The sequence below is a fragment of the Azoarcus indigens genome, from assembly GCF_004361735.1.
Classification (GTDB): Bacteria; Pseudomonadota; Gammaproteobacteria; order Burkholderiales; family Rhodocyclaceae; genus Azoarcus; species Azoarcus indigens.
Genome location: NZ_SNVV01000032.1, coordinates 1 through 21,514, shown reverse-complemented (window position 1 = coordinate 21,514; position 21,514 = coordinate 1). Strand labels below are relative to the sequence as shown.

Below are 21,514 nucleotides of genomic sequence, written 5' to 3'. Positions count from 1 at the left end.
CATAAAATAATGAGAACGATTCGCAATATATTCTCGTTGGCCGCGCCCTCCGCCGCCCGGCCTTCAAGCCTGTCCCCGGAGCAAATCTTGAGCCTTACCGTCCAGCCCGACCCGGTCGCCGAGCTCTACCGCAGCCATCACGGCTGGCTGCATGGCTGGCTGAGGCGCAAGCTGGGTTGCTCCGACAAGGCCGCCGACCTTGCCCACGACACCTTCCTGCGGGTACTGGCACGGCGGCCGGCGAACGCGCTGGAACAGCCGCGCGCCTACCTCGGCACCATCGCCCGCGGCCTGCTGATCGACCACTGGCGGCGGCGCGAGCTGGAGCAGGCCTGGCTGGACACCCTGGCCACGCTGCCGGAGCCGCAACTGCCTTCGCTGGAAGAACGCGCCATCCTGCTGGAAACCCTGCACGCCATAGACCGCATGCTGGACGGCCTCAAGCCGGCGGTGCGGCAAGCTTTCCTGTGGGCGCAGCTGGAAGGCCTGAGTTGCCCGCGCATCGCCGAGCGCCTGGGCGTTTCCCTCGCCACCGCCGAGCGCTACGTCGCCCAGGCGCTGCGCCACTGCTACGCGCTGCATTTCCCGGCGTGAATCCGCCCAAGGCCGGAAGGGCGGAGGCCACCACCGCCGAAGCGCTGCCGGACGAGGTGGTGGACGCCGCCATCGCCTGGGCGGTGAAGCTGGACTACGGCACGCCGACGCCGGCGCAGCAGGCCGGGCTGGAACACTGGCTGGCCGCCGACCAGCGCCATGCGCTGGCATGGCAACGGCTGCGCAGCCTGCGCAAGGATTTCAGCGGCCTGCCGCAGCAGCTCGCGCTGGACACCCTGAACGCCGCCGACAGCCGCACGCGCAGCCACCGGCGCAGCTCGCTGAAGCTGCTCTCCCTCGGCGGCGCCGGCCTGTTCACCGCCTGGATGGTGCGCCAGCACACGCCCTGGCAGCGGCTGGTGGCCGACGCCAGCACCGGCCTCGGCGAGCGCCGCCGGCTGGAACTGGCCGACGGCACGGTGCTGGACCTCAACACCGACACCGCGGTGAGCACCGCGCTGACCGACGACAGCCGCCTGATCCAGTTGCATCGCGGCGAAATCCGTATCGCCACCGGCGCGGACACTCAAGCGCTGACCCCCCGCGGCGCCAAGCGGCCCTTCCTGGTGCGCACGCCTCACGGCACGCTGGAAGCGCTGGGCACCCGCTTCGTCGTCCGCCTGGAGGCGGAGCGTGGATGGGTCAGCGTGCAGGAAGGCGCGGTATCGGTACAGCCGGAAGCGGCGTCCGCCGCGCTGCTGCGGCCGGGCGAGAGCCGCTGGTTCCTGCGTGGCGCCAGCCTGCCGGCAGTGGCGAATGGCATGGAGGCCGGCGCCTGGGCCGACGGCGTGATCGCCGGCCACGACATCCGCCTGGCCGACCTGCTCGCCGAACTGGGCCGCTACCGCCCCGGCTTCCTGGTCTGCGATCCGCGGGTCGCCGACCTGCGCCTGTCCGGCATCTACCAGCTGAACGACACCGACGCCACCCTCGCCTTCCTCACCCGCACCCAGCCGCTGCAGCTCAAGTACCGCAGCCGCTTCTGGGTCCGGGTGGAGCCGCTCGGCCAGCCCTGAACGGCGCCCGCCCCGCGGGCCGGCGCAGGCGGCCGGCAGCAGCAGCCAAAGCCACTGCCAGCACCGCCTCCAGCACTCGCCCGCCTATCCACCGCCTCACCCGCGACAAAAAAGTTGCCGCCCTGATGAGGGGATTCCGCATCTCGTCCGGCTTGACCGGAGAAGGCTCTCCGCGAGCCTCATTCCTGACCCAGATTCGAGGACGCCATGCACATCTCCCGCCCGGCCAGCCGCCCTGGCCCTTCCCGCCACTGCGGCAAACTCCCCCGCCGCAGCGCACTCGCCAGCGCCCTGGCCGGCGCCACCCTGTGCCTGGGCCTGGGCGCCCTGCCGGCCGCCACCCTGGCGCAAGGTGTCGAAGTACGCAGCGCCCGCACGCTGGACTTCGCCATCGCCGCCGGCCCGCTGGCTGCCGCGCTGGACCGCTACGCCCGCAGCGCCGGCATCAACCTCTCCTATGACGCTGCGCTGGTTGCCGGCCTCTCCAGCCCCGGCCTGCAGGGCGGCTACACCGTCGCCGACGGCCTCGCCACGCTGCTCGCCGGCACCGGCCTGGAAGCGGTCGCCCAAGCCGGCGGCTACAGCCTGCGCCGTGCGCCAGCTGCAGCGAACGCGGCCAGGCCGGCGACCACGCTGGCCGAAGTACGGGTGAAAGCCCGCCGTGCCGGCGACGGCACCACCGAGGACAGCGGCTCCTACACCAGCCGCGTCACCAGCATCGCGTCCAAGACAGACATGGCTTTCCGCGAGATTCCGCAATCGGTCTCCGTCATCACCCGCGAGCAGATCAACGACCAGAAGCTGGTGGACATCAACGATGCGCTCAAGCTGATGCCCGGCATCACCGCCAACCGCGTGAACGACAACACCTACAACTTCTATTCCCGCGGCTTCCAGATCACCTCCATGCAGGTGGACGGTGGCGCGCCGCTGGCGCTGGGCGCCTACACCTACGGCCCACTGCAGGACATGGCCTTCTACGACCGGGTGGAAGTCATGCGCGGCGCCTCCGGCCTGCTCGGCGGCATGGGCGACCCCGGCGGCATCATCAACCTGGCGCGCAAGAAACCGCTGGCCGAGCGCCAGGCCATCGTCGAACTCTCCGCCGGCAGCTGGGACAACTACCGCGCCATGGCCGACCTCAGCGGCCCGCTCAACGAGGCCGCAAGCCTCCGCGGCCGCGCGGTGGTGCTGTACGAGAACCGCGACGACCACCTCGACCACCGCAACACCGAGAAGCCCGCCCTCTACGGCGTTCTCGAGGCCGACCTCGGCGAACGCACCCTGCTCACCCTGGGCGGCAGCTACACGCGCCGCAACGAAACCGGCGGCGGTTCCGGCCTGCCGCTGTACGCCGACGGCAGCTCGCCCCGCTACAAGCGCAGCGACAGCCTGACCCAGTCCTGGGCCTACAAGGACAGCGATGAAACCGAGCTCTTCGCCCAGCTCGCCCACACCTTCTCCAGCGGCTGGGCGCTCAAGTTCAACCTTACCCACAGCGAAACCGAGACCGAAGCCGACACCGCCTTCGTCGGCGGCCCGGTGGATCCCGTCACCCACCAGGGCGTCTGGGCCGGCGGCCACTACGAATACGAGAACCGCCAGGACCTGGCCGACATCAACCTCAGCGGCAGCTTCGACCTCTTCGGCCGCAGCCACGAACTGCTGGTCGGGGCCGACTGGCAACGGGTGAAGAGCCGCTGGGTGTCCGCCACCTTCCCGGGCCACTGGAGCGATCCGGCGGAGGTGCTGGACGGCGGCGGCGAATGGAATCCAGACCGCGACGTCTCCCAGCGCAGCCACACCCGCTTTGGCCCCTGGGGCCAGGAGCAGGTAGGCGGCTACGCGGTGCTGCGCCTGCATCCCACCGACCGCCTGCACCTGATCGCCGGCGCCCGCGCCAGCCGCTACGAGTTCGACCAGCGCATCTCCTCCAAGGCCAATGCGGCGGCGCCGTGGGTCGTCAGCTCCGACCTGCCCTTCAGCCTGAAGACCAAGATCACCCCTTACGGTGGCGTGATCTACGACTTCACCGACAACTGGTCCGCCTACCTGAGCTACGCCAGCATCTACAAGCCGCAATCGCTGATGCTCTACGGCCCTCCGCCCGGCAGCCGCTCACTGGACCCGATCGAAGGCAAGAGCTACGAAGCCGGGGTCAAGGGCGAACTCTACGGCGGCCGCCTCAACGCGACCTTCAGCGTGTTCAAGGTCGAACGCAGCGGCACCGCCCTGCAGGACAGCCGCTACCCCTCCAACTACGACGCCTGGGCCGGCAACTGCTGCTACCTGCCGCAAGGCAAGGTCACCAGCCGCGGCGTGGACGTGGAGATCGGCGGCGAACTGATGCCCGGCTGGCAGGCTGCGGTGGGCTACACCTACAACATCTCGCGCGACGAGAAAGCCAGCACCAACTACAGCAGCATCACCCCTCGCCACCTGCTGAAGCTGTCCACCGCCTACACCCTGCCGGGCGAGCTGTGGCGCTGGAAGGTGGGCGGCAGCGCCCACATCCAGAGCGACACCTCGGTCAGCGACACCATCACCCTCAACGGCAACACCCAGCCCTACGATTTCAAGCAGGGCGGCTACGCGGTGGTGAACGCCATGGTCCAGTACCGCCTGGACCCGAAGTGGACGCTGGCGCTGAACCTCAACAACCTGTTCGACCGGGTGTATTACGAACGCATCGGCACTGTCTCCGACGGCAACTGGTACGGCACTCCCTTCAACGCCATGCTGACGCTGCGCTACCAGCACTGAGCGGCCATTCCTCCGGACTGCGGCCCGCGCCAGACCAGCGCGGGCCGCCCGCCACGGCCGGCTGAATACCAGCGCCGCGGGATACGACATCCAGCGAGCGTATTCCTCACGGTGATGCCGGAGAACATGCTCAAGCTGTTCGGCAAAAAGAAGTACCCGGGCGCGCTGCACACCGCCGTCTGCAGCGGCGACTGAGGCGCCCCGCGCAACGGCAGTCCGGGGCCGGGCTACACCCTCCGAGTTCCACCGCGGCCGGCGCGGCTCAAGACTGCGCCGGCTCCCGCAGCGCCACCACCGCATCCCGTTCCGCGGCCGGCATCGCGCTCACCGGGAAGGCAAGGCGCCGGCGCAACTCCACCTGTGCCCGCAAGGCCTTGCCGGCGAAGTTGGAGAGGCTCTCTCCTTCCTCCAGCACGCCTTCCATGGCGCTACGTAGCGAGGGCTCCACATGGAGCGGCGGAAAGGTGGTGGATTTCATCGCGGCCTCCCTGCTGACAACCGGGGTATCCCGGTGGGACGCATACACTGCGCCGGCCCCCGGCCTGCTGCAAGCAGGCCTTCCCCCCAAGCTACCCATTGACGGGAAAAACCCCTGCCGTGAAAATAAGAACAATTCCTATTTGACTCAGCCAGCCCACCCCTCCGGCCCAGCCAGAGTCGCCCGCTTCCCTTCTGCCCGGAGCCGCTCGTGGACCAGCCCGCCAACGCCGTCGCCGATCTCTACCGTGAGCACCACGGCTGGCTGCAAGGCTGGCTGCGGCGCAAGCTGGGTTGCAAGCACCAGGCGGCGGACTTCGCCCACGACACCTTCCTCAAGGTGCTCACCCGGCTGGAACGGCCGACCTTGCGCGAGCCGCGCGCCTACCTGGTCACCATCGCCAACGGCCTGGTCGTCAACCACTGGCGGCGCCAGGAAGTGGAGCGCGCCTACCTGGAAACCCTGGCCCTGCAGCCGGAAGCGCTGGCGCCCTCCGAGGAGGAACGCGCGCTGCTGCTGGAAGCCCTGTGCGAACTGGATGCCCTGCTCCACCGCCTCAACCCCAAGGCCCGCCGCGCCTTCCTGCTCGCCCAGCTGGACGGCCTCGGCTACCGCGAGATCGCCGCGCAGCTGGAAGTCTCCGAACGCATGGTGAAGAAGTACATGGCGCAGGCCATGCTGCACTGCCTGCAGGCGGAGATCGCCCGGCCATGAGCGCCACCGCCCGCCCTCCCGCCAGCGGCGCGGACAAACAGATCGAGCTGCAGGTGCTGCAGCAGGCCGCCGAATGGTTCGCGGTACTGCGCTCGCCCGGCGTCGCCGACGCCGACTGGCGCGACTGGCAGCACTGGCGCGATGCCGACAGCCGCCACCAGGCCGCCTGGGCGCGGGTGGAAGCCATCAGCGGCGCCTTCGAACGCCTGCCCATCCGCGACAAGCCGGCCGCCCGCCGCACGCTGGACCGCGCCGCCGAACGCCAGGCGCGCCGCCGCAGCGCCCTGAAGATGCTGGGCTTGCTGTGCGGCGCCGGCATCGCCGGCTGGAGCGCCAGCCGCAGCGCGCCGTGGCAGGAGTGGAACGCCGACTACCGCACCGCCACCGGCGAGGTCCGCCAGATCGAGCTGGCCGACGGCGGCCAGGTGTGGCTCAACACCGCCAGCGCGCTGGACGTGCGCTACACGCCCACGCTGCGGGCGCTGCGCCTGCATCGCGGCGAGATCCTGGTGCAGACCGCGAAGACGCCGCCGGACCGGGTGGACCGCCCCTTCGTCGTGGATACCGCCGCCGGCCGCCTGCGTGCGCTGGGCACCCGCTTCAGCGTGCGCATGGTGGGCGAGGCTGCGCAGGTCTCGGTATTCCAGGGCGCGGTGGAAATGTCCCCCGCCGGCGGCGGCCCCGCCACCGTGCTGCAGAGCGGCGAGCAGCGCACGCTCCACGCTGCCGGCAGCGGCCCGGCGACGCCGGCCAGCACCGCCCGCCAGGCCTGGTCCAACGGCCTGCTGCTGGCGGAGAACATGCGGCTGGGCGACTTCATCGCCGAACTCGCCAACTACCGCCGCGGCTACCTGGACTGCGCGCCGGAGGTGGCCGACCTGCGGCTGGTGGGCGTCTATGAAGTCGCCGACACCGACCGCACCCTCGCCGCCCTGGCCGCCACGCTGCCGGTACGCATCCAGGCGCCGCTGTCGTGGTGGGTCAGGGTGGTGCCGAGCTGAAAAACCGCGGGGCGGGCGGGACGGAGCCGCCCGGTCCACCGCCATTGTCGAACTGGATCAGCGCCAGCAAGCCGCAGCCTCCACCAGATTTTTCCACCCCGCAGGTTCCCTTTTCCCTGGTCTCGATTGGCTTACCGGATGAAAGCGGCTTCATCCGCCCACCTCCTCAACCAATCGACCGACCCGAAGGCCCGCCATGCACGCTGCGACCGCCCCGTCCGCGCCCAGACACCACCGCGTCTCCACCTTGAAGCCCAGGCTCATCGCCCGCGCCGTCTGCGCTGCCCTGCTCGGCCTGCCGCTGCTGATCGGCGCCGGCGGCAGCCTGGCGCAATCCGCCGCCGTCGAAACCAGCCGCAGCTATGCCGTGCCCGCCGGGCCGCTGGCCGGTGCGCTGGTGAGCCTGGCCGCCCAGGCCGGCATCCAGCTGTCGGTGGATGCCGGCCTTACCGCCAACCTGCACAGCCCGGGCGTGCAGGGCATCCATACCGTGGATGCCGCGCTCGCCTCCGCCCTCGCGGGCACCGGGCTGGAGGCCATCCGCCGCGGCGGCAACGAATACACCCTGCGCAAGCTGCCGCCGCGCGCCGCCGGCGAAACCACGCTGGCGACGGTCACCGTGGCCGCTACCGCCACCAACCCGGCGGTCACCGAGGACAGCGCCTCCTACACCACGCCGCAGATGGCCACCGCCACCAAGCTGGCGCTCTCCATGCGCGAGACGCCGCAATCGGTCACCGTGGTCACCCGCCAGCGCATGGACGACGCCGCCGCGCTCACCCTCAGCGACGTGCTGCGCAACACCCCCGGCCTCAACGTCAGCAACGCCGACGGCCCGGGGCGCACCTCCTTCAGCGCACGCGGCTTCGACATCGACAACGTGATGTACGACGGCCTGCCCTCGCGCTACCAGGGCTGGGTGGTGGGCACCGTGCCCAACATGGCGATGTACGACCGGGTGGAGGTGGTGCGTGGCGCCACCGGCCTGATCACCGGCAGCGGCAACCCCTCGGCGGCGGTCAACGTGGTGCGCAAGCGCCCCACCGCCGACACCCGCCTCAGCTTCACCGCCCGCGCCGGCAGCTGGGACAACTACCAGGGCGAGGTGGACGCCTCCGGCCCGCTCAACGCCGCCGGCACCCTGCGCGGCCGGGTGGTCGGCAGCTTCCAGGAGGCGAGCACCTTCCGCGACGACGAGAAGTACCGCCACGGCCTGTTCTACGGCGTGCTGGAGGCCGACCTCGGTGAACGCACCACCCTCACCCTCGGCGCCTCCTACCAGGACGACTACACCAACCACTTCTGGGGCGGCCTGCCGCTGACGGCCGACGGCCGCCACATGAACCTGCCGCGCTCGACCAACCCGAGCAACGACTGGGAGCGCAAGAACCAGTACCTGAGCACCCTGTTCGGCGACCTGGTGCATCGCCTGGACAATGGCTGGACGCTGCGCCTGGCGGCCAGCCAGTCGTGGCAGGACGCGGTCTTCCTCGGCACCTACATCTACCGCAATGCCGCCACCGACGTGCTCGGCCACAGCGCCTGGCGCGGCGACTACGACGAGGACCAGGCCACCTACGACGCATTCGCCAGCGGCCCCTTCCAGCTCTTCGGCCGCGAGCACGAGCTCGCCTTCGGCACCAGCCGCCGGCAGGTGGACATGCGCACCCAGAACTACAGCGGCGGCGGCATCATCAGCGCCGGCATCGACCTGTGGAACTGGGACAACGGCAGCGTCGCCGAACCCGACTTCGTGCCCACCACCACCTCGCGCAACGTCACCACCCAGGACGGCCTCTACCTCACCACCCGGCTCAACCTCGCCGACCCGCTCAAACTCATCCTCGGCGCCCGGCTGGACTGGTACGACTACGACAATCGCAACGGCAGCGGCGATTACAGCGTCACCCGCAACCTCACCCGCTACGGCGGCATCGTCTACGACCTCGACCACCAGCACTCGCTGTACGCCAGCTACACCGACATCTTCCAGCCGCAAACCAACAAGGACATAGACGGCAAGATCCTCGAACCCATCCAGGGCGAGAACTACGAACTGGGCATCAAGGGCGAGTATTTCGGCGGCAGCCTCAATGCCAGCGCCGCGGTGTTCCAGATCGAGCAAACCAACCGCGCCAAGCTGCTCACCGACCAGGGCCCCTGCCCCACCTACCCCGGCACCTCCTGCTACGAAGCCGCCGGCCTGGTACGCAGCAAGGGCGTGGAACTGGAGCTCCAGGGCGCCCTCTCGCCCAACTGGCAGATCGCCGCCGGCTACACCTACGTCAGCGCCAAATACGTGCGCGACGCCGACGAGAGCAACGAGGGCAAGAACTTCACCACCGACAGCCCCCACAGCGTGTTCAAGCTCTCCACCCTCTACCGCCTCGGCGGCGCGCTGCAGGCCTGGCGCGTGGGCGGCAGCCTGTACCGGCAGAGCCGCATCTACAACGACGGCACCCTGCCCGACGGCACCGCCTTCCGCGTCGAGCAGAAGGGCTACACGCTGGCCGACCTGGTGGTGGGCTACCGGGTGGACAAACAGCTGGACCTGCAGCTCAACGTGAACAACCTGTTCGACCGCAAGTACTACAAGGCAGTGGGCTACGACACCCGCTGGGGTTCCACCGACACCTACGGCGACCCGCGCAGCTTCATGCTGACGGCACGGTACAGCTTCTTCTGATGCCGGCCTGAGCCCCACCCCTTCCGGCACGCCGCCCCGGCGGCCAGCGCGGCAGCGCCCGGCCGCCGCTTCATGGCAGACTCGCGCCTTCTCCTTCCGCGCGCCTTCAACCATGTTCCGCTACTGGTCCCTGCTCGCCGGCCTGCTCGGCGCCATCGGCGTCGCCGTCGCCGCCTGGAGTTCCCACGGCCTGCCCCACCTCGTTCCCGCCGACCAGCTCGCCGTCGCCCTGGAACGCGCCCGCGCCGCCACCCTGCACCACATGCTGCACACCCTGGCGCTGCTGGGCGTCGCGCTGTGGGCGCGGCAGGGCGGCAACGCCCTGCTGCACCTCGCCGGCGCCCTCTTCGTCGCCGGCATCGCCGGCTTCTCCGGCGGCATCTACCTGCGCCTGGCTACCGGCATCGACAGCGGCCCGCTGGTGTACGTGGTGCCGGTGGGCGGCAGCTGCCTCATCCTCGGCTGGCTGGCGCTGGGGGTGGCCGGCTGGCTGCAGAAGCCGTCGCGCTGAAACCGCCGGCTCCCCGGCACACAGGAAGGTCCGGCGCAGCCCGCCGGACCTTTTCATTTCCGCGGCCAGCAAGGTATGGGCCGCGTGATTGCGGGGAAGAGCAGCCAGACCCGCCCCTCCCGCAATTGACGACACGGCCTGCATCACAGAAAAGAACTATTCTCGATATCAAGCCAGCACAGCGGGATAGCCAGCCAAGGGTTCAACCTTACCGAGCCCCCCCGTGTCCGCCCCTCCAGCCCATCCCGTCGCCGAGCTCTACGCCGATCACCACCGCTGGCTGCACGCCTGGCTGCGCCGCAAGCTGGGCCGCACCCACTACGCCGCCGACGTGGCGCACGGCACCTTCCTGCGCCTGCTCAGCCGCGAGGACATGCCCGCCTTCCAGGAGCCCCGCGCCTACCTGACGCGCATTGCCCGCAACCTGATGGCTGACCACTGGCGCCGGCAGGAACTGGAGCGTGCCTACCTCGACGCCCTCGCCCTGCTGCCGGAGCCGGAATACCCCTCGCCGGAAAGCCGGTTGCTGATCGTCGACACCCTGCTGCGCATCGACCGCTGTCTTCACGGCTTGCCGGCGCTCACCCGGCGCATCTTCCTGCGCTTCCAGCGGGACGGCCTCACCTACGCCGGCATCGCCACCGGGCTCGGCGTGTCGCTGCCCACCGTCAAACGCCACATGAGCAAGGCCTTCCTCGCCTGCCTGAGCGTGGAATGATGTTCCGCAAGCGCTCCGCCACCATAGACCCGGCCATCCTCAAGGAGGCGGCCGACTGGTTGACGCACCTGCACGCCGGCACCGCCGGCCCGGCGGAGTGGCAGGCGGCGGAAGCCTGGCGCGCCCGCAGCCCCGCCCACGGCCTGGCCTGGCAGCGCGCCGAAGCCCTGCTGGGCGAACTGCGGCACCTGCTGGCCGGGCCCGCCCGCAGCGCCCTCGAACACCCAGCCCCCGCCGCCGGCAACTGCTGCGGCTGGCCTGGATACCTGCGCTGCCGGCCGGCTGGCTGGCCTGGCGGCAGGTTTCAGTGGATGGCAATCGCTGGCAGAGCGCCACCGGCGAGCAGCGCCCGCTGACGCTGGCCGATGGCAGCCGCCTGCTACTCAACACCGCGACCGAGGTAGTCGTACGCTTCGACGCGCAAATGCGCCTGATCCGCCTGCTCACCGGCGAGATCCTCGCCACGAGCGCGCCGGATCCGCAAGCGCGCCCGCTGATCGTCGCCACCGCCGACGGCTTCGCCCGCACCCTCGGCACCCGCTTCTCGGTGCGCCGCGGCAGCGGGGAAGACAGCAGCCGGATCACCGTGTTCGAAGGTGCGGTCGAGGTCGAAGCCGGCGGCCAGATCGCCCGCGGCGGCCGGGTGGGCATGCTGGCCAACCAGGATGTCTTCGACACTCCGTTCGCGATGACCAGCTACACCGCCGAACTGATCGAGAACCAGCAGGCCCGCACCGTGGCCGACGTCGTCGTCAACAACGCCTCCACCCGGCTGATGAACCCCAACCAGGGCACAGGGTCGTCGAGGCGACGACGAGTTCCACCGAGAGCGGCCGGCTCAACGCCAACATTGCCGGCTATTCCGTCACCTCCAATCTGTACGCCCCGGTGCGCACCGCCCGCCCGAGCTACGTTCCCATCGCGAAAAACCCGCCCAAGACGGCCGAATCGACCAACCAGTCGCTGGCCATCGCCACGCTGTCGCTCTATGGCAACTACATCGAATCGCTCGAGGCCGGCCCCACCGCACCCGGCAGCGCGGCCAATGCGGGAGAAGTGTTTGCGCCGTCGAAAACCAAACAGGTCGAACTCGGCGCCAAGCTGGACTTCGGCCGTTTCGAGCTGACCACCGGGATCTTCGAGATCGAGCACCCGAGTGGCCTCACCGACGCCTCCAACTACTACAGCATGGATGGCCGCCAGCGTAATCGCGGGCTCGAACTGAGCCTGTTCGGCAAAGCCCAGCCCGAACTGCGCCTGCCGGGCGGCCTCACCTACATCGACAGCGAGATGTTGAAGACCCAGAACGGCCAGTACGACGGCAAGACCGCCGCCGGCGTCCCGCGGCTGAGCGCAGTGCAGGGCTTCGAATGGGACCTGCCCTTCGTGGCCAAGCTCACCCTGACCGGCCGTGCCAACCCCACCGGCCGCCAGTACATCGCCAACGACAACAGCCGGACGATTCCGGCCTACACGCTGTACGGCATGGGCGCGCGCTACAAGACCACCGTCCGCGGGCAGACGCTGATCCTCAGGGCGAACATCGACAACCTCTTCGACAAGGACTACTGGACCTCTGAACCTGACGCGGCCCCCAAGGGGCGGCGTCCCCGCCGGGCCGCACAGCCGGGGCCCGCGACGCCCCGGCGACGATCCTCGTTTCCTCCTTCTGCGGCGTGCCAGCCTCAAGGGCGCGCTCCATCCCGAGGGTTCCCGCCTGCGCAAGATTGACGCTAGTCGCCGGAATTACAATAATGAGAACCAATCTCACTAAGAACCACCCATCCTTCCCGTAGCCAGCCAGCCCGTTCCGGAGCCAGCCAGCGCCACAAACGCCAGGATTGTCCGTGAACGCCGCCGCCTCCGACCCGCTCGCCCAGCTCTACCTCCACCACCACGGCTGGCTGCGTGGCTGGCTGCAGCGCACGCTGGGCAATCCAGGGGATGCCGCCGACCTGGCGCAGGACACTTTCATCCGCCTGCTGTGCGCGCCGGAACATCTGGCCGAACGGCAGGGCGGCTGGCAGCTGCGCGAACCGCGCGCCTACCTCACCGTGATCGCCAGGCGCCTGATGGTGAACCTGCACCGCCGCCGCGCGCTGGAGACCGCCTACCTGGAAGCGCTGGCGCTGCTGCCGGAAGCGCAGGCGCCCTCGGCCGAGCGCCAGGCCATCCTCCTCGAAACCCTGCAGCAGCTGGATGCGGTGCTGGACGGGCTGGACGCCAAGGTGCGCGCCGCCTTCCTGATGGCCCAGCTGGAAGGCCTGGGCTACGCCGAGATCGCCCGCCGCCTCGCCATCTGCGAACGCACGGTGAAGCGCTACATGGTGCAGGCCATGGCGCGCTGCATCCTGCTGGCGGACGGGCTATGAGCACCGCCGCCCCGCTGCTGGACGAACAGACCGCGCTGGCCGCGGCCGAGTGGTTCTTCCTGCTCGGCTCCGGCGAAGCTTCCGAAGCCGAACAGCGCGCCTGCCAGACCTGGCGGGAGAGCGATCCCCGCCATGAACTGGCCTGGCAGCGCGCCCAGCAAATCGGCCGCCACTTCGCCAGCCTGCCGCCGGAACTGGCGCTGCCCAGCCTCAACCGCGACCGCCGCAGCGCCCGCCGCGCCGCGGTGAAGGCGCTGGTGCTGCTGCTCACCGCCGCCCCCGCCGGCTGGCTGGCCTGGCGCAGCGCGCCGGCGCGGGAATGGCTGGCCGAGCACCGCACCGCCACCGGCGAACAGCGCCGGCTGACGCTGGCCGACGGCACCCGCCTGCACCTGAACACCGCCACCGCGCTGGATGTGGAGTACGACGGCCAGCACCGCCTGATCCGCCTGCATGCCGGCGAGCTGCTGGTGGAGACCGCGCCGGACGGCAACACCCATCGCCCCTTCTTCGTCACCACCGTCGATGGCTCGGCGCGAGCGCTGGGCACCCGCTTCCTCGTCCGCCGCCAGGCGGAAGACAGCCAGGTGGCGGTGCTGCAGGGCGCGGTGGAAATCCGTCCGGCCGGCGCGCCGGAACAAACGCTGGTGCTGCAGGCCGGCCAGCAGGCCCGCTTCGACCGCTACCTCGCCGGCAGTACCGAAGCAGCCGACGCCCATGCGGACGACTGGTCGCGCGGCATCCTCTTCGTGCGCAACATGCGGCTGGCCGACTTCCTCGCCGAACTGGACCGCTACCGCCCCGGCGTGCTGCGTTGCGACCCGGCGGTGGCCGGGCTGATGCTCTCCGGCGCCTTCCAGCTGGGCGACATCGAACAGGTGCTGGCCAGCCTGCCCGAGAGCCTGCCGGTAACGCTGCGCTACCGCAGCCGCTACTGGGTGACGGTCGAGCCGGCATAAGGGCGCCAGCCTCGCCATGCGCTGCGTGCGGGCCGCGCTCCCCGCTCCCGCCTGAACCCTCCCCATCCATCTCCCCGCCCCCGGCGATCTGCGCCAGAGGCACCGCGCAGCCCGCCACAGCCCGTGCCGCAGAAAGTTTTTTCGCCGGCCCTGTCCCTTTTTCCGCTTTCGCGTGTGAAGGCGATGACACCTCCTCACACACCCCTTACATGCGAAGGAAAACCACGATGTCGTCCCGCCCCGCCGGCACCCGCCTTCCCGCCTCCCTGCGCCTGCGCCCCACCCGCCTCGCCCGCCAGCTCCGCCTCGCCCTCGTCGGCCTGAGCCTGGCCGCCGGCCCGGCGCTCGCCCAGAACACGCCCGCGTCCATCGACGTCACCCGGGCCCAGGACACCAAGCGCCACTACCGCATCGCCGCCGGCCCGGTGGACGAGGCGCTGGCCAGCTTCGCCGGCAGCGCCGGCATCAGCATCGCCATGCCGCCGGCGCTGATAGCCGACCGCCGCAGCAACGGGCTGGAAGGCAGCTACAGCGTGGCCGAGGGCCTTGCCCGCCTGCTCGCCGGCACCGGCCTGGAGGCGGTGCCGGGCAACAGCGGCGCCTACCTGCTGCGCGCCGCCCCGGCCAGCGGCGAAACCCGCGTGCTGGCGCCGGTCACCGTCACCTCGCAGGCGGAAGCGGACGGCACCACCGAGCACAGCGAGTCCTACACCACCGCCAGCATGCGCACCGCCACCAAGCTGCCGCTATCGCTGCGGGAAACGCCGCAGTCGGTCACCGTCATCACCCGCCAGCGCATGGACGACCAGGCGATGACCAGCATCAACGACGCGGTGCAGGCCACGCCCGGCCTCTTCCTCAGCAATGCCGGCGGCGTCGCCCGCCCCAGCTACAACGCCCGCGGCTTCGAGGTGGATACGGTGATGCACGACGGCTTCCCCAGCGCGGTGATGGGCTACATCCCCAGCGCCCAGGCCAACCTCTCCATGTACGACCGGGTGGAAGTGGTGCGCGGCGCCGCCGGCCTGGCGCAGGGCGCCGGCAACCCCTCCGCCGCGCTCAACCTGGTGCGCAAGCGCCCCACCCGCGACTTCCAGGCCTCGGTGTCCGCCACCGTCGGCAGCTGGGACGAATACGGCGTCAGCGCCGATGTCGGCGGCGCGCTGAACGAAAGCGGCACCCTGCGCGGCCGCTTCGTCGCCAGCAAGCAGGACGCCCGCAGCTTCCGCGACGCCCAGCAGGAAAACCACGACAACTTCTACGCGGTGGCCGAGGCCGACCTCGGCGCCGCCACCACGCTGACGCTGGGCGCCTTCAGCCAGTACGACTACTCCAACTTCATGTGGGGCGGCCTGCCCGCCAACAGCGACGGCAGCCACCTGGACGTCTCCCGCTCCACCTTCATCGGCGCCGACTGGGAATACAACAAATCGCGCAGCAACGGCACCTTCGCCACGCTGGAACACCACTTCGACAATGAATGGGTGCTGCGCCTGGGCGCGAGCTACGCCCTCACCAAGGTCGACGTGCTGGCCACCTCGGTGTGGGCCGGCAGGCGCTTCCTGTGGGCGCAGAAGATGGACCAGGAGGAGAGCGCGCTGGACCTCTACGCCAGCGGCCCCTTCCACTTCCTCGGCCGCCGCCACGAACTGGTCGCCGGCCTAAGCCGCCGCCGGCTGGACTACAACACCTACGACTACTACGGCGCTTACCTGCCCGGCACCGTCGATCCCTACACCTGGAACCCGCGCAGCTTCCCCAAGCCGGCCTATGACGCCAGCGGCGAAGGCGCCCACGACATCACCACCCAGAAGAGCGTCTACCTCAGCGCCCGCTTCAGCCTGGCCGATCCGCTCAAGCTCATCGTCGGCGCCCGCGAGGACTGGTATGACTACGACAACCGCCGCGGCGACGACGGCTACCGCATCACCCGCAACCTCACCCAGTACGCCGGCCTGATCTACGACCTCGACGCGCAGCACTCGGTGTATGTCAGCTACACCGACATCTTCAAGCCGCAAAGCGCGCGCGGCATCGACGGCAAGGTCCTGGAACCCGTCGTCGGCGAGAACTACGAACTGGGCATCAAGGGCGAATACTTCGGCGGCGCGCTCAACGCCAGCGCCGCCCTTTTCCAGATCAACCAGACCAATCGCGCCCGCGTGCTGGACGATCAGAGCAGCTGCCCCAGCTATCCCGCTACCGCCTGCTCCGAAGCCTCCGGCCTGGTGCGCAGCGAAGGCGTGGACCTGGAGCTGCAAGGCGCGCTCACCCCCAACTGGCAGATCGGCGCCGGCTACAGCTACGCCCGCGCCCGCTACCTGCGCGACGCCGACGCCAGCAACGAGGGCCGGACCTTCAACACCCAGGTACCGGTGCAGCAGTTCAAGCTCACCACGCTGTACCGCCTGCCGGGCGAACTGCAGCGCTGGCGTGTGGGCGGCAACCTGCACCAGCAAAGCCGCATCCGCTCCGACAGCAGCGGCTGGCATTCCGAGCAGAAGGCCTATGCCGTCGTCGGCCTCATCGCCGGCTACCAGGCCAGCCGCCAGCTCGACCTCCAACTCAATGTGGACAACCTGTTCGACCGCAAGTACTACCGCAGCATCGCCGTGGGCGCGTACTACCCTTACGACATCTTCGGCGACCCGCGCCGCGTCCGCCTCACCGCGCGCTACACCTTCTGATGCCCTTCCCGGCATGCGGCGGCCCGCGGGCTGCCGCATGCCCCGCATTGACGCACCGCATTTCAGGATAGAAAATGAGAATTGTTCTTAACAATTAGCGGCCAGCCACACCGCCCCGCGGTCAGCCAGCCCTGGCAGTCACAGGAACGCCTACCGTGAGCTCCGCCGCATCCGCCGACGCCATCGGCACCCTCTACCGTGATCACCACGGCTGGCTGCAAAGCTGGCTGCGCCGCAAGCTCGGCTGCTCCCACCAGGCCGCCGACCTCGCCCAGGACACCTTCCTGCGCCTAATCACCGCCCGCCGCCAGGAAGCCTTCCGCACCCCGCGCGCCTACCTGCGCACCGTGGCCCACGGCCTGATGGTGGACCACTTCCGCCGCCGCGAGCTGGAACAGGCCTACCTGGACGCGCTGGCCGCCATGCCGGAGCCGCTGGCACCCTCGCCGGAGGAACGGCTGGCCATCTTCGAAACCCTGCTGCACATCGACGGCCTGCTGGATGCCCTGCCGGAGACCACCCGCCGCGTCTTCCTGCTGTCCCAGCTCGACGGCCTGACCTACGCCGCCATCGGCGAGCAGCTCAGCCTGTCCCTGCGCACGGTGAAGCGCCACATGCATGCCGGATTCGCCCAATGCCTGGCCGCGCTGCTCTGAGCCCGGCCGACACCGGCGTGGTGAACCAGGCCGCGCACTGGCTGGTGAAGCTGCACGCCGGCGAGCTGGACGACGCCGGCCGCCGCGCCCTGCAGCGCTGGCGCGAGCAGGACCCGCGCCATGAGCGCGCCTGGCAGGCGGCGGAATCCCTGGCGCAGCGCTTCGGCAGCCTGCCGGCGGAGTTGGGCCACGCCACGCTGGGCCGCCCACGGCAGCGCAGCCGCCGCGCCCTCGTCAAGAGCCTCGTGCTCGCCCTCACCCTGCCCGCCAGCGGCGCGCTGGCCTGGCGCCGCTGGGGCGGCGAGCTGAGCGCCGACTACCGCACCGCCACCGGCGAAACCCGCAGCATCCCGCTCGCCGACGGCGGTCAGCTCTTCCTCTCCAGCGCCAGCGCGGCCGACGTGCTGTTCGATGCCGCCCAGCGGCGGATCGTGCTGCATGCCGGCGAACTGCTGGTGCAGACCGCGCCGGACAGCGCCCGGCCGCCGCGCCCCTTCTTCGTCCACACCGCCGAAGGCCGCATCCGCGCGCTCGGCACCCGCTTCAGCGTGCGCCACGACGGCGCCGGCCACAGCCGCGTCACCGTGCTGGAGCATGCGGTTGAGATACAGCCCGCCGACGGTGGCACGCCGCTGCGGCTGGAAGCCGGCCAGCAGGCCCGCTTCAGCGCCAGCGCCGTCTCCCCGCCCACGCCCGCCCCCGCCGGCGCCGACGCCTGGGTGCGCGGCCACCTGGTCGCCGACGGCCAGCCGTTGGGCGACTTCATCGCCGAACTCGCCCGCTTCCGCCCCGGCCTCCTGCGCTGCGACCCGGAAGTCGCCGGCCTGCGCGTCTCCGGCGTGTTCCAGACCACCGATACCGACCGCGCCCTCGCCACCCTGGCGGACAGCCTGCCGGTGGCGCTGCGCTACCGCAGCCGCTACTGGGTCAGCGTGGAGGCGCTGCCGGCGGCAGGCGGCTGAAGCCAGGTCAGGCAAGGGCGCAGCCAGCGGCCTGAAACCGTGCCCCGCTGCTCCAGGCCGCTGGCCTCGCTGGCGGAATGCCTTCCTCCCACACGCCACTCCCGGGCTGATCCGCTGAGCCTGCTTTTTTCCCAACCCCAAGCGGCACGCAAGCCCGCAGCAAGCCGAGGCCGCTCCCGCCCGGTAGCTGGCGGCGGGCGGGAGGGTCTTCCACAACTGGAGGGTCAGTCCGCAGGCTGCAAGGTATTGCTTCAGGAGCGTCAGAACGCTTGATGCGCATGGGTGTTTCCATCTCCGTGAGCCCCCTGGGGGGAACATCACGGCGCTTTCACCAGGAACCAGGTGACCTCTCGTCCCTGCACGGGCGGCAGAGGCATGCCGTGCTGGAAAGTGTGAGGGCCTGCCGGGGTGTCCTCGCAGTGCCAGAGGCCTGGATAGGGGCAGGGCTGTCCGGTGACGGCCCGCATGCCTGGCGGAGGCTGTTCGGACCACGTCCAGGTGATGGTTTGCCCATCCAATGCAGGCAAAGGCTGCCCTTCCACCATCCGGCAGCGGATTTCCGGGTGGCCTGCCTGCAGCCAGAGGCCCGCACGCGGTGCAGGCTCGCCGCTGCCGGCTAAGCGCCCTGCTTCCGTGGCGGGCGTCTCACTTACTTGAAATTATCTTCATCCGAGGCGATGCCTGGCGCACTGGAAATGAAGCTATCCAGGATGTGCCGTTCCGCGGCGATGAGGTCTGGGGCACGATGAAACGGTGAATCGGGCTTGCCCAGAGTCTGGTACTCCTTTTCCAATCTCGCCAGTCGGGATTGGAGTTCCGGCGAAGGCTCATCGCTTACCGTGGAGTGTTGTGGCCGCAGGGAAACGCCAAAGGGGTCATCGGCTGGTGTTTTGCCGGGGTTTGGTGAGCTAACGCCGATGAAGCTTGCGTTGTTGGCCTGGCGTAGCGGCACCACCAGGCTGCTGTCCGCGTTCAGGTAACTGGCCATGGTGGCCAAGGCGATGCCGACGAAGGGAGAGGCCGCGCCGATATCGCCGACTCGCAGGCTGAGGTCGTAGCTTTGCTGGGCATCAAGGATGTCGATGGGCTGTTGCGCGAGATGTAGGGCAGGGGCCAGCTGGGCTGTGCCGCCGGAGAGTCTGCCGGTGTCGAAAAATACCCGCGCTGGCGCAGAAGGCAGCCCAGCTGCTGCCTGGTCCCAGCCCATGGCAAGCGCTTTGTCGCGGGTGCTGCCCTTCAGTGCTGCCTTGCCCTGCGCAAGCGATACAGTCACGGGCCGGTGCAGCCGGGCGAGCACCTTGAGCCTGTCCCATTGGGCAAGGCCACGCTGAGTGACGGGTTCCGGGAAGAAAGGGGTGGGCTGGAAGCGGCGGGGTGGAGTACGTGCCCAGCCTTTGAAGGCGGGGTCGATGGAGCCTGGCTCGGCTTTTGTGTAGCGGGCGAATTCACGCAGCCAGGACAGACGCTCGGGGCGGGCCACGACAAGGGCCACGACTGCGTCGGTAGGCGTATCGGGCAGACGTGCTCCAGGGGGGCTGATGGAGTCGAGGCTGACATTTTTGCTGGACAGCGCTGCACGCATATTGAAACTGTCGAGAGCGTAGACCATCAAGGCGGGTAGATCCGGATGCTGCTCGAACAACTGGAAGAGGGTTTCTACCAGTGCCTCCGGGTCGGTCTTGCAGATGACGCCGTGTTCCAGTTGGCGAATTCGATGCCAGTGCAAGCCCGCTTCTCCGAGACCTCGACTGACCATCTTGACCAAGGACTTTTCCATATCCTCCGGTGGCACCCGGGGACGGTCCATCCGCGGGTCGTAATCCCGGACCACGGTTACGGTCGGCAGGGGCCAGCGCTCTGGAAAGCCCTGCAGGGCCAACTCTAGAGCATTAAATTTTCGCTGTCGCCAGGCCATGTCCATCCGCGTCCCATCGGTGGGGTAATCACGCGGGTCCAGGGGGAGAGCGGTGCCTAGCCGCAAAGCATCGGGTTGATCGGTGTCCTGTTTGCGCAACCGTGCCCAGGCCTGCCCTTGCCGGTAAACATCCAGACTCAGCCCGAGCCCGACGATGTCCAGGGTTTGCAGGCGTGGGGAGGAAGGTGGGGGCTGCGTCATGGTGGCTCCTTGGGAGGGGGCTGAGGGCAAAGAGCATGCCACTGCCGCCAGCGGTGTCGAGGATAGGGGTGCAGGGGCTTGGGCGGTGGCCGTTGCCGGCCCGCACAGGAGCACCGCGATAAGGCAAGAGAGCCGCTTCACTTGCGCCTCCGCGGGCCGGCCTGGGGCGGTCGGCCGTTTTCTCGGTCGTCCAGGGTCTGCCAGACGACCAGGCTGGGATAGTCGGCCTCTAGGGTCATCCGGGGCAGGAAGCCCCCGCCCTGGGTGGGCTGGCTGGCAGGGGGCACGGTGTTGCTGCGATAGAGGCTGGTGGCATCGATCAACTTCCGGTTTTCAGCCGACTCAGCTTGATAGCGTTCCAGTACGGCATCGTCCGGGACATCGGTCGGAGTGGTTTGAGAACCACTCCAGTCTTCGTCCTTAGTGGTCTCCCAATCCAAACGCCAATCGGCGACGCGGCACAGATAGGCATAGAAGGTCTCATCATCGATGCTGCATGCCTGCCCGATGGCCAGGTCGTAGGCCAGCGCTCTACGGCTGTGTATGGCGCTGGCCGGAATGGCGGAGTGAAAGGAGATAGGCTTCAGTTCCCCGGGCTTGGCCGCCATGAGGCGCTGACGAGCTTGGTTAGGCGTTTCTTGATAGGTTACGAGGAAGTTGCGCCCACCCTTGTGGAGTACTGAGCTGATGCGATGCCAGTCTGCAGCCCAGGCGCTGTTGGTGGGGGCGGTATAGGGGTTGCGCGTGGGGTCGTTCAGACCAGTTAAATGTGCCTCCAGCTTCGGCGCCAGCGACATCGCCCGAGCGGGATTGTTGTAGTAGGCACCAGAGAAGCGGCCTTCACTTTCGGGCAGGGTGACCAGACGTTGCCCAGCCGTCTCGATGCCGCCATTGGTGATGGCAATCGCGGCGTCGATCGGGTCGGCTGGTGAATAGACGGGCGCAATGCCGGAAGAGGCGGCCTTTGCATCACGTACGCCAGTGCCGGTGAAGTCCGCCCGGAAGGGTAGGGGTAAAGCCGGTGCGTTGATACGGACCTTTTGTCCTGGTTCGAAATTTTCTTTGGAGGCCAGGATCTCGGTCAAGGGGATACCCGAGCCTTCCCAAGTACTTTCATAGATGTAGCGCAGGCAATAATCGTAGCTCGGGGGCTTGCCGATAAGTTCAGGCACATTCTGGCGCAGGCTGTCAAGCGACACGAGGATTTAACCCCCTGACGACATCTGGAATTGACCCCCTGGGTTAATCAACTCTCCGCGGTGATCGGGGTGGGGGCCGCGG

18 protein-coding genes and 1 pseudogene are annotated in these 21,514 nt (G+C 69.2%); 16 read left to right on the top strand and 3 right to left on the bottom strand.

Features of this window, described 5'->3' with window-relative positions; translation table 11 throughout:
* The first annotated feature begins 87 nt into the window (after positions 1-87).
* From C7389_RS22880 to C7389_RS22870, 3 genes are all read left to right on the top strand, one after another.
* The gene (locus C7389_RS22880) at positions 88-594 is read left to right on the top strand and encodes a sigma-70 family RNA polymerase sigma factor (protein WP_246034942.1); all 507 of its coding nucleotides are present in this window, start codon (positions 88-90) and stop codon (positions 592-594) included.
* On the top strand, positions 591-1,610 hold the full coding sequence (locus tag C7389_RS22875; RefSeq protein WP_246034941.1) for a FecR domain-containing protein: 1,020 nt from the start codon (positions 591-593) through the stop codon (positions 1,608-1,610). Before C7389_RS22880 ends, C7389_RS22875 begins: the two co-directional genes overlap by 4 nt.
* Before the next feature lie 207 nt (positions 1,611-1,817).
* Complete coding sequence (locus tag C7389_RS22870; protein WP_133594984.1) at positions 1,818-4,373, top strand: TonB-dependent siderophore receptor; 2,556 nt, start codon at positions 1,818-1,820, stop codon at positions 4,371-4,373.
* A gap of 262 nt (positions 4,374-4,635) precedes the next feature.
* Here C7389_RS22870 and C7389_RS22865 read toward each other — a convergent pair whose 3' ends face one another.
* Entirely contained in the window at positions 4,636-4,851 is a 216-nt protein-coding gene (locus C7389_RS22865) for a YlcI/YnfO family protein (protein WP_133594983.1), read from the bottom strand.
* A 210-nt stretch (positions 4,852-5,061) separates the two neighbouring features.
* On the opposite strand from C7389_RS22865, the gene C7389_RS22860 reads away from it, so the two are divergent.
* The 13 genes and pseudogenes from C7389_RS22860 (at position 5,062) to C7389_RS22800 (ending at position 18,117) form a co-directional block, all read left to right on the top strand.
* On the top strand, positions 5,062-5,565 hold the full coding sequence (locus C7389_RS22860; protein ID WP_133594982.1) for a sigma-70 family RNA polymerase sigma factor: 504 nt from the start codon (positions 5,062-5,064) through the stop codon (positions 5,563-5,565).
* Positions 5,562-6,566, top strand: a complete 1,005-nt coding sequence (locus C7389_RS22855; RefSeq protein WP_133594981.1) for a FecR domain-containing protein — start codon at positions 5,562-5,564, stop codon at positions 6,564-6,566. Before C7389_RS22860 ends, C7389_RS22855 begins: the two co-directional genes overlap by 4 nt.
* Before the next feature lie 196 nt (positions 6,567-6,762).
* On the top strand, positions 6,763-9,252 hold the full coding sequence (locus C7389_RS22850; protein ID WP_133594980.1) for a TonB-dependent siderophore receptor: 2,490 nt from the start codon (positions 6,763-6,765) through the stop codon (positions 9,250-9,252).
* Positions 9,253-9,364: 112 nt separating this feature from the next.
* Positions 9,365-9,763: a DUF423 domain-containing protein gene (locus C7389_RS22845; RefSeq protein ID WP_133594979.1), complete on the top strand. Its 399-nt coding sequence runs from the start codon at positions 9,365-9,367 to the stop codon at positions 9,761-9,763.
* Positions 9,764-9,986: 223 nt separating this feature from the next.
* Entirely contained in the window at positions 9,987-10,481 is a 495-nt protein-coding gene (locus C7389_RS22840) for a sigma-70 family RNA polymerase sigma factor (RefSeq protein ID WP_133594978.1), read from the top strand.
* Positions 10,478-10,837 carry a FecR/PupR family sigma factor regulator gene (locus C7389_RS22835; protein WP_133594977.1) on the top strand — a complete coding sequence of 120 codons (360 nt, stop codon included), beginning with the start codon at positions 10,478-10,480 and terminating at the stop codon, positions 10,835-10,837. Before C7389_RS22840 ends, C7389_RS22835 begins: the two co-directional genes overlap by 4 nt.
* Positions 10,789-11,028: pseudogene (locus C7389_RS25910) on the top strand (FecR domain-containing protein); the annotation flags it as partial. The gene C7389_RS22835 and the pseudogene C7389_RS25910, both read left to right, overlap by 49 nt.
* A 341-nt stretch (positions 11,029-11,369) precedes the next feature.
* Positions 11,370-12,212: a TonB-dependent receptor domain-containing protein gene (locus C7389_RS22825; protein ID WP_162851814.1), complete on the top strand. Its 843-nt coding sequence runs from the start codon at positions 11,370-11,372 to the stop codon at positions 12,210-12,212.
* A 116-nt stretch (positions 12,213-12,328) separates the two neighbouring features.
* The gene (locus tag C7389_RS22820; RefSeq protein ID WP_281275409.1) at positions 12,329-12,853 is read left to right on the top strand and encodes a sigma-70 family RNA polymerase sigma factor; all 525 of its coding nucleotides are present in this window, start codon (positions 12,329-12,331) and stop codon (positions 12,851-12,853) included.
* A complete protein-coding gene (locus C7389_RS22815; protein WP_133594974.1) occupies positions 12,850-13,812 on the top strand; it encodes a FecR domain-containing protein in 963 nt (320 codons plus the stop codon). Before C7389_RS22820 ends, C7389_RS22815 begins: the two co-directional genes overlap by 4 nt.
* Before the next feature lie 227 nt (positions 13,813-14,039).
* Positions 14,040-16,499, top strand: coding sequence for a TonB-dependent siderophore receptor (locus C7389_RS22810; RefSeq protein ID WP_133594973.1), 2,460 nt, complete (start codon positions 14,040-14,042; stop codon positions 16,497-16,499).
* A 155-nt stretch (positions 16,500-16,654) separates the two neighbouring features.
* Positions 16,655-17,155 carry a sigma-70 family RNA polymerase sigma factor gene (locus C7389_RS22805; protein WP_133594972.1) on the top strand — a complete coding sequence of 167 codons (501 nt, stop codon included), beginning with the start codon at positions 16,655-16,657 and terminating at the stop codon, positions 17,153-17,155.
* On the top strand, positions 17,134-18,117 hold the full coding sequence (locus C7389_RS22800; RefSeq protein WP_133594971.1) for a FecR domain-containing protein: 984 nt from the start codon (positions 17,134-17,136) through the stop codon (positions 18,115-18,117). Before C7389_RS22805 ends, C7389_RS22800 begins: the two co-directional genes overlap by 22 nt.
* Before the next feature lie 649 nt (positions 18,118-18,766).
* Here C7389_RS22800 and C7389_RS22790 read toward each other — a convergent pair.
* The gene (locus tag C7389_RS22790) at positions 18,767-20,233 is read right to left on the bottom strand and encodes a type VI lipase adapter Tla3 domain-containing protein (protein ID WP_133594970.1); all 1,467 of its coding nucleotides are present in this window, start codon (positions 20,231-20,233) and stop codon (positions 18,767-18,769) included.
* Positions 20,234-20,370: 137 nt separating this feature from the next.
* Positions 20,371-21,432, bottom strand: a complete 1,062-nt coding sequence (locus tag C7389_RS22785) for an effector protein Tle3 domain-containing protein (RefSeq protein ID WP_162851813.1) — start codon at positions 21,430-21,432, stop codon at positions 20,371-20,373.
* Between the last annotated feature and the right edge of the window lie 82 nt (positions 21,433-21,514).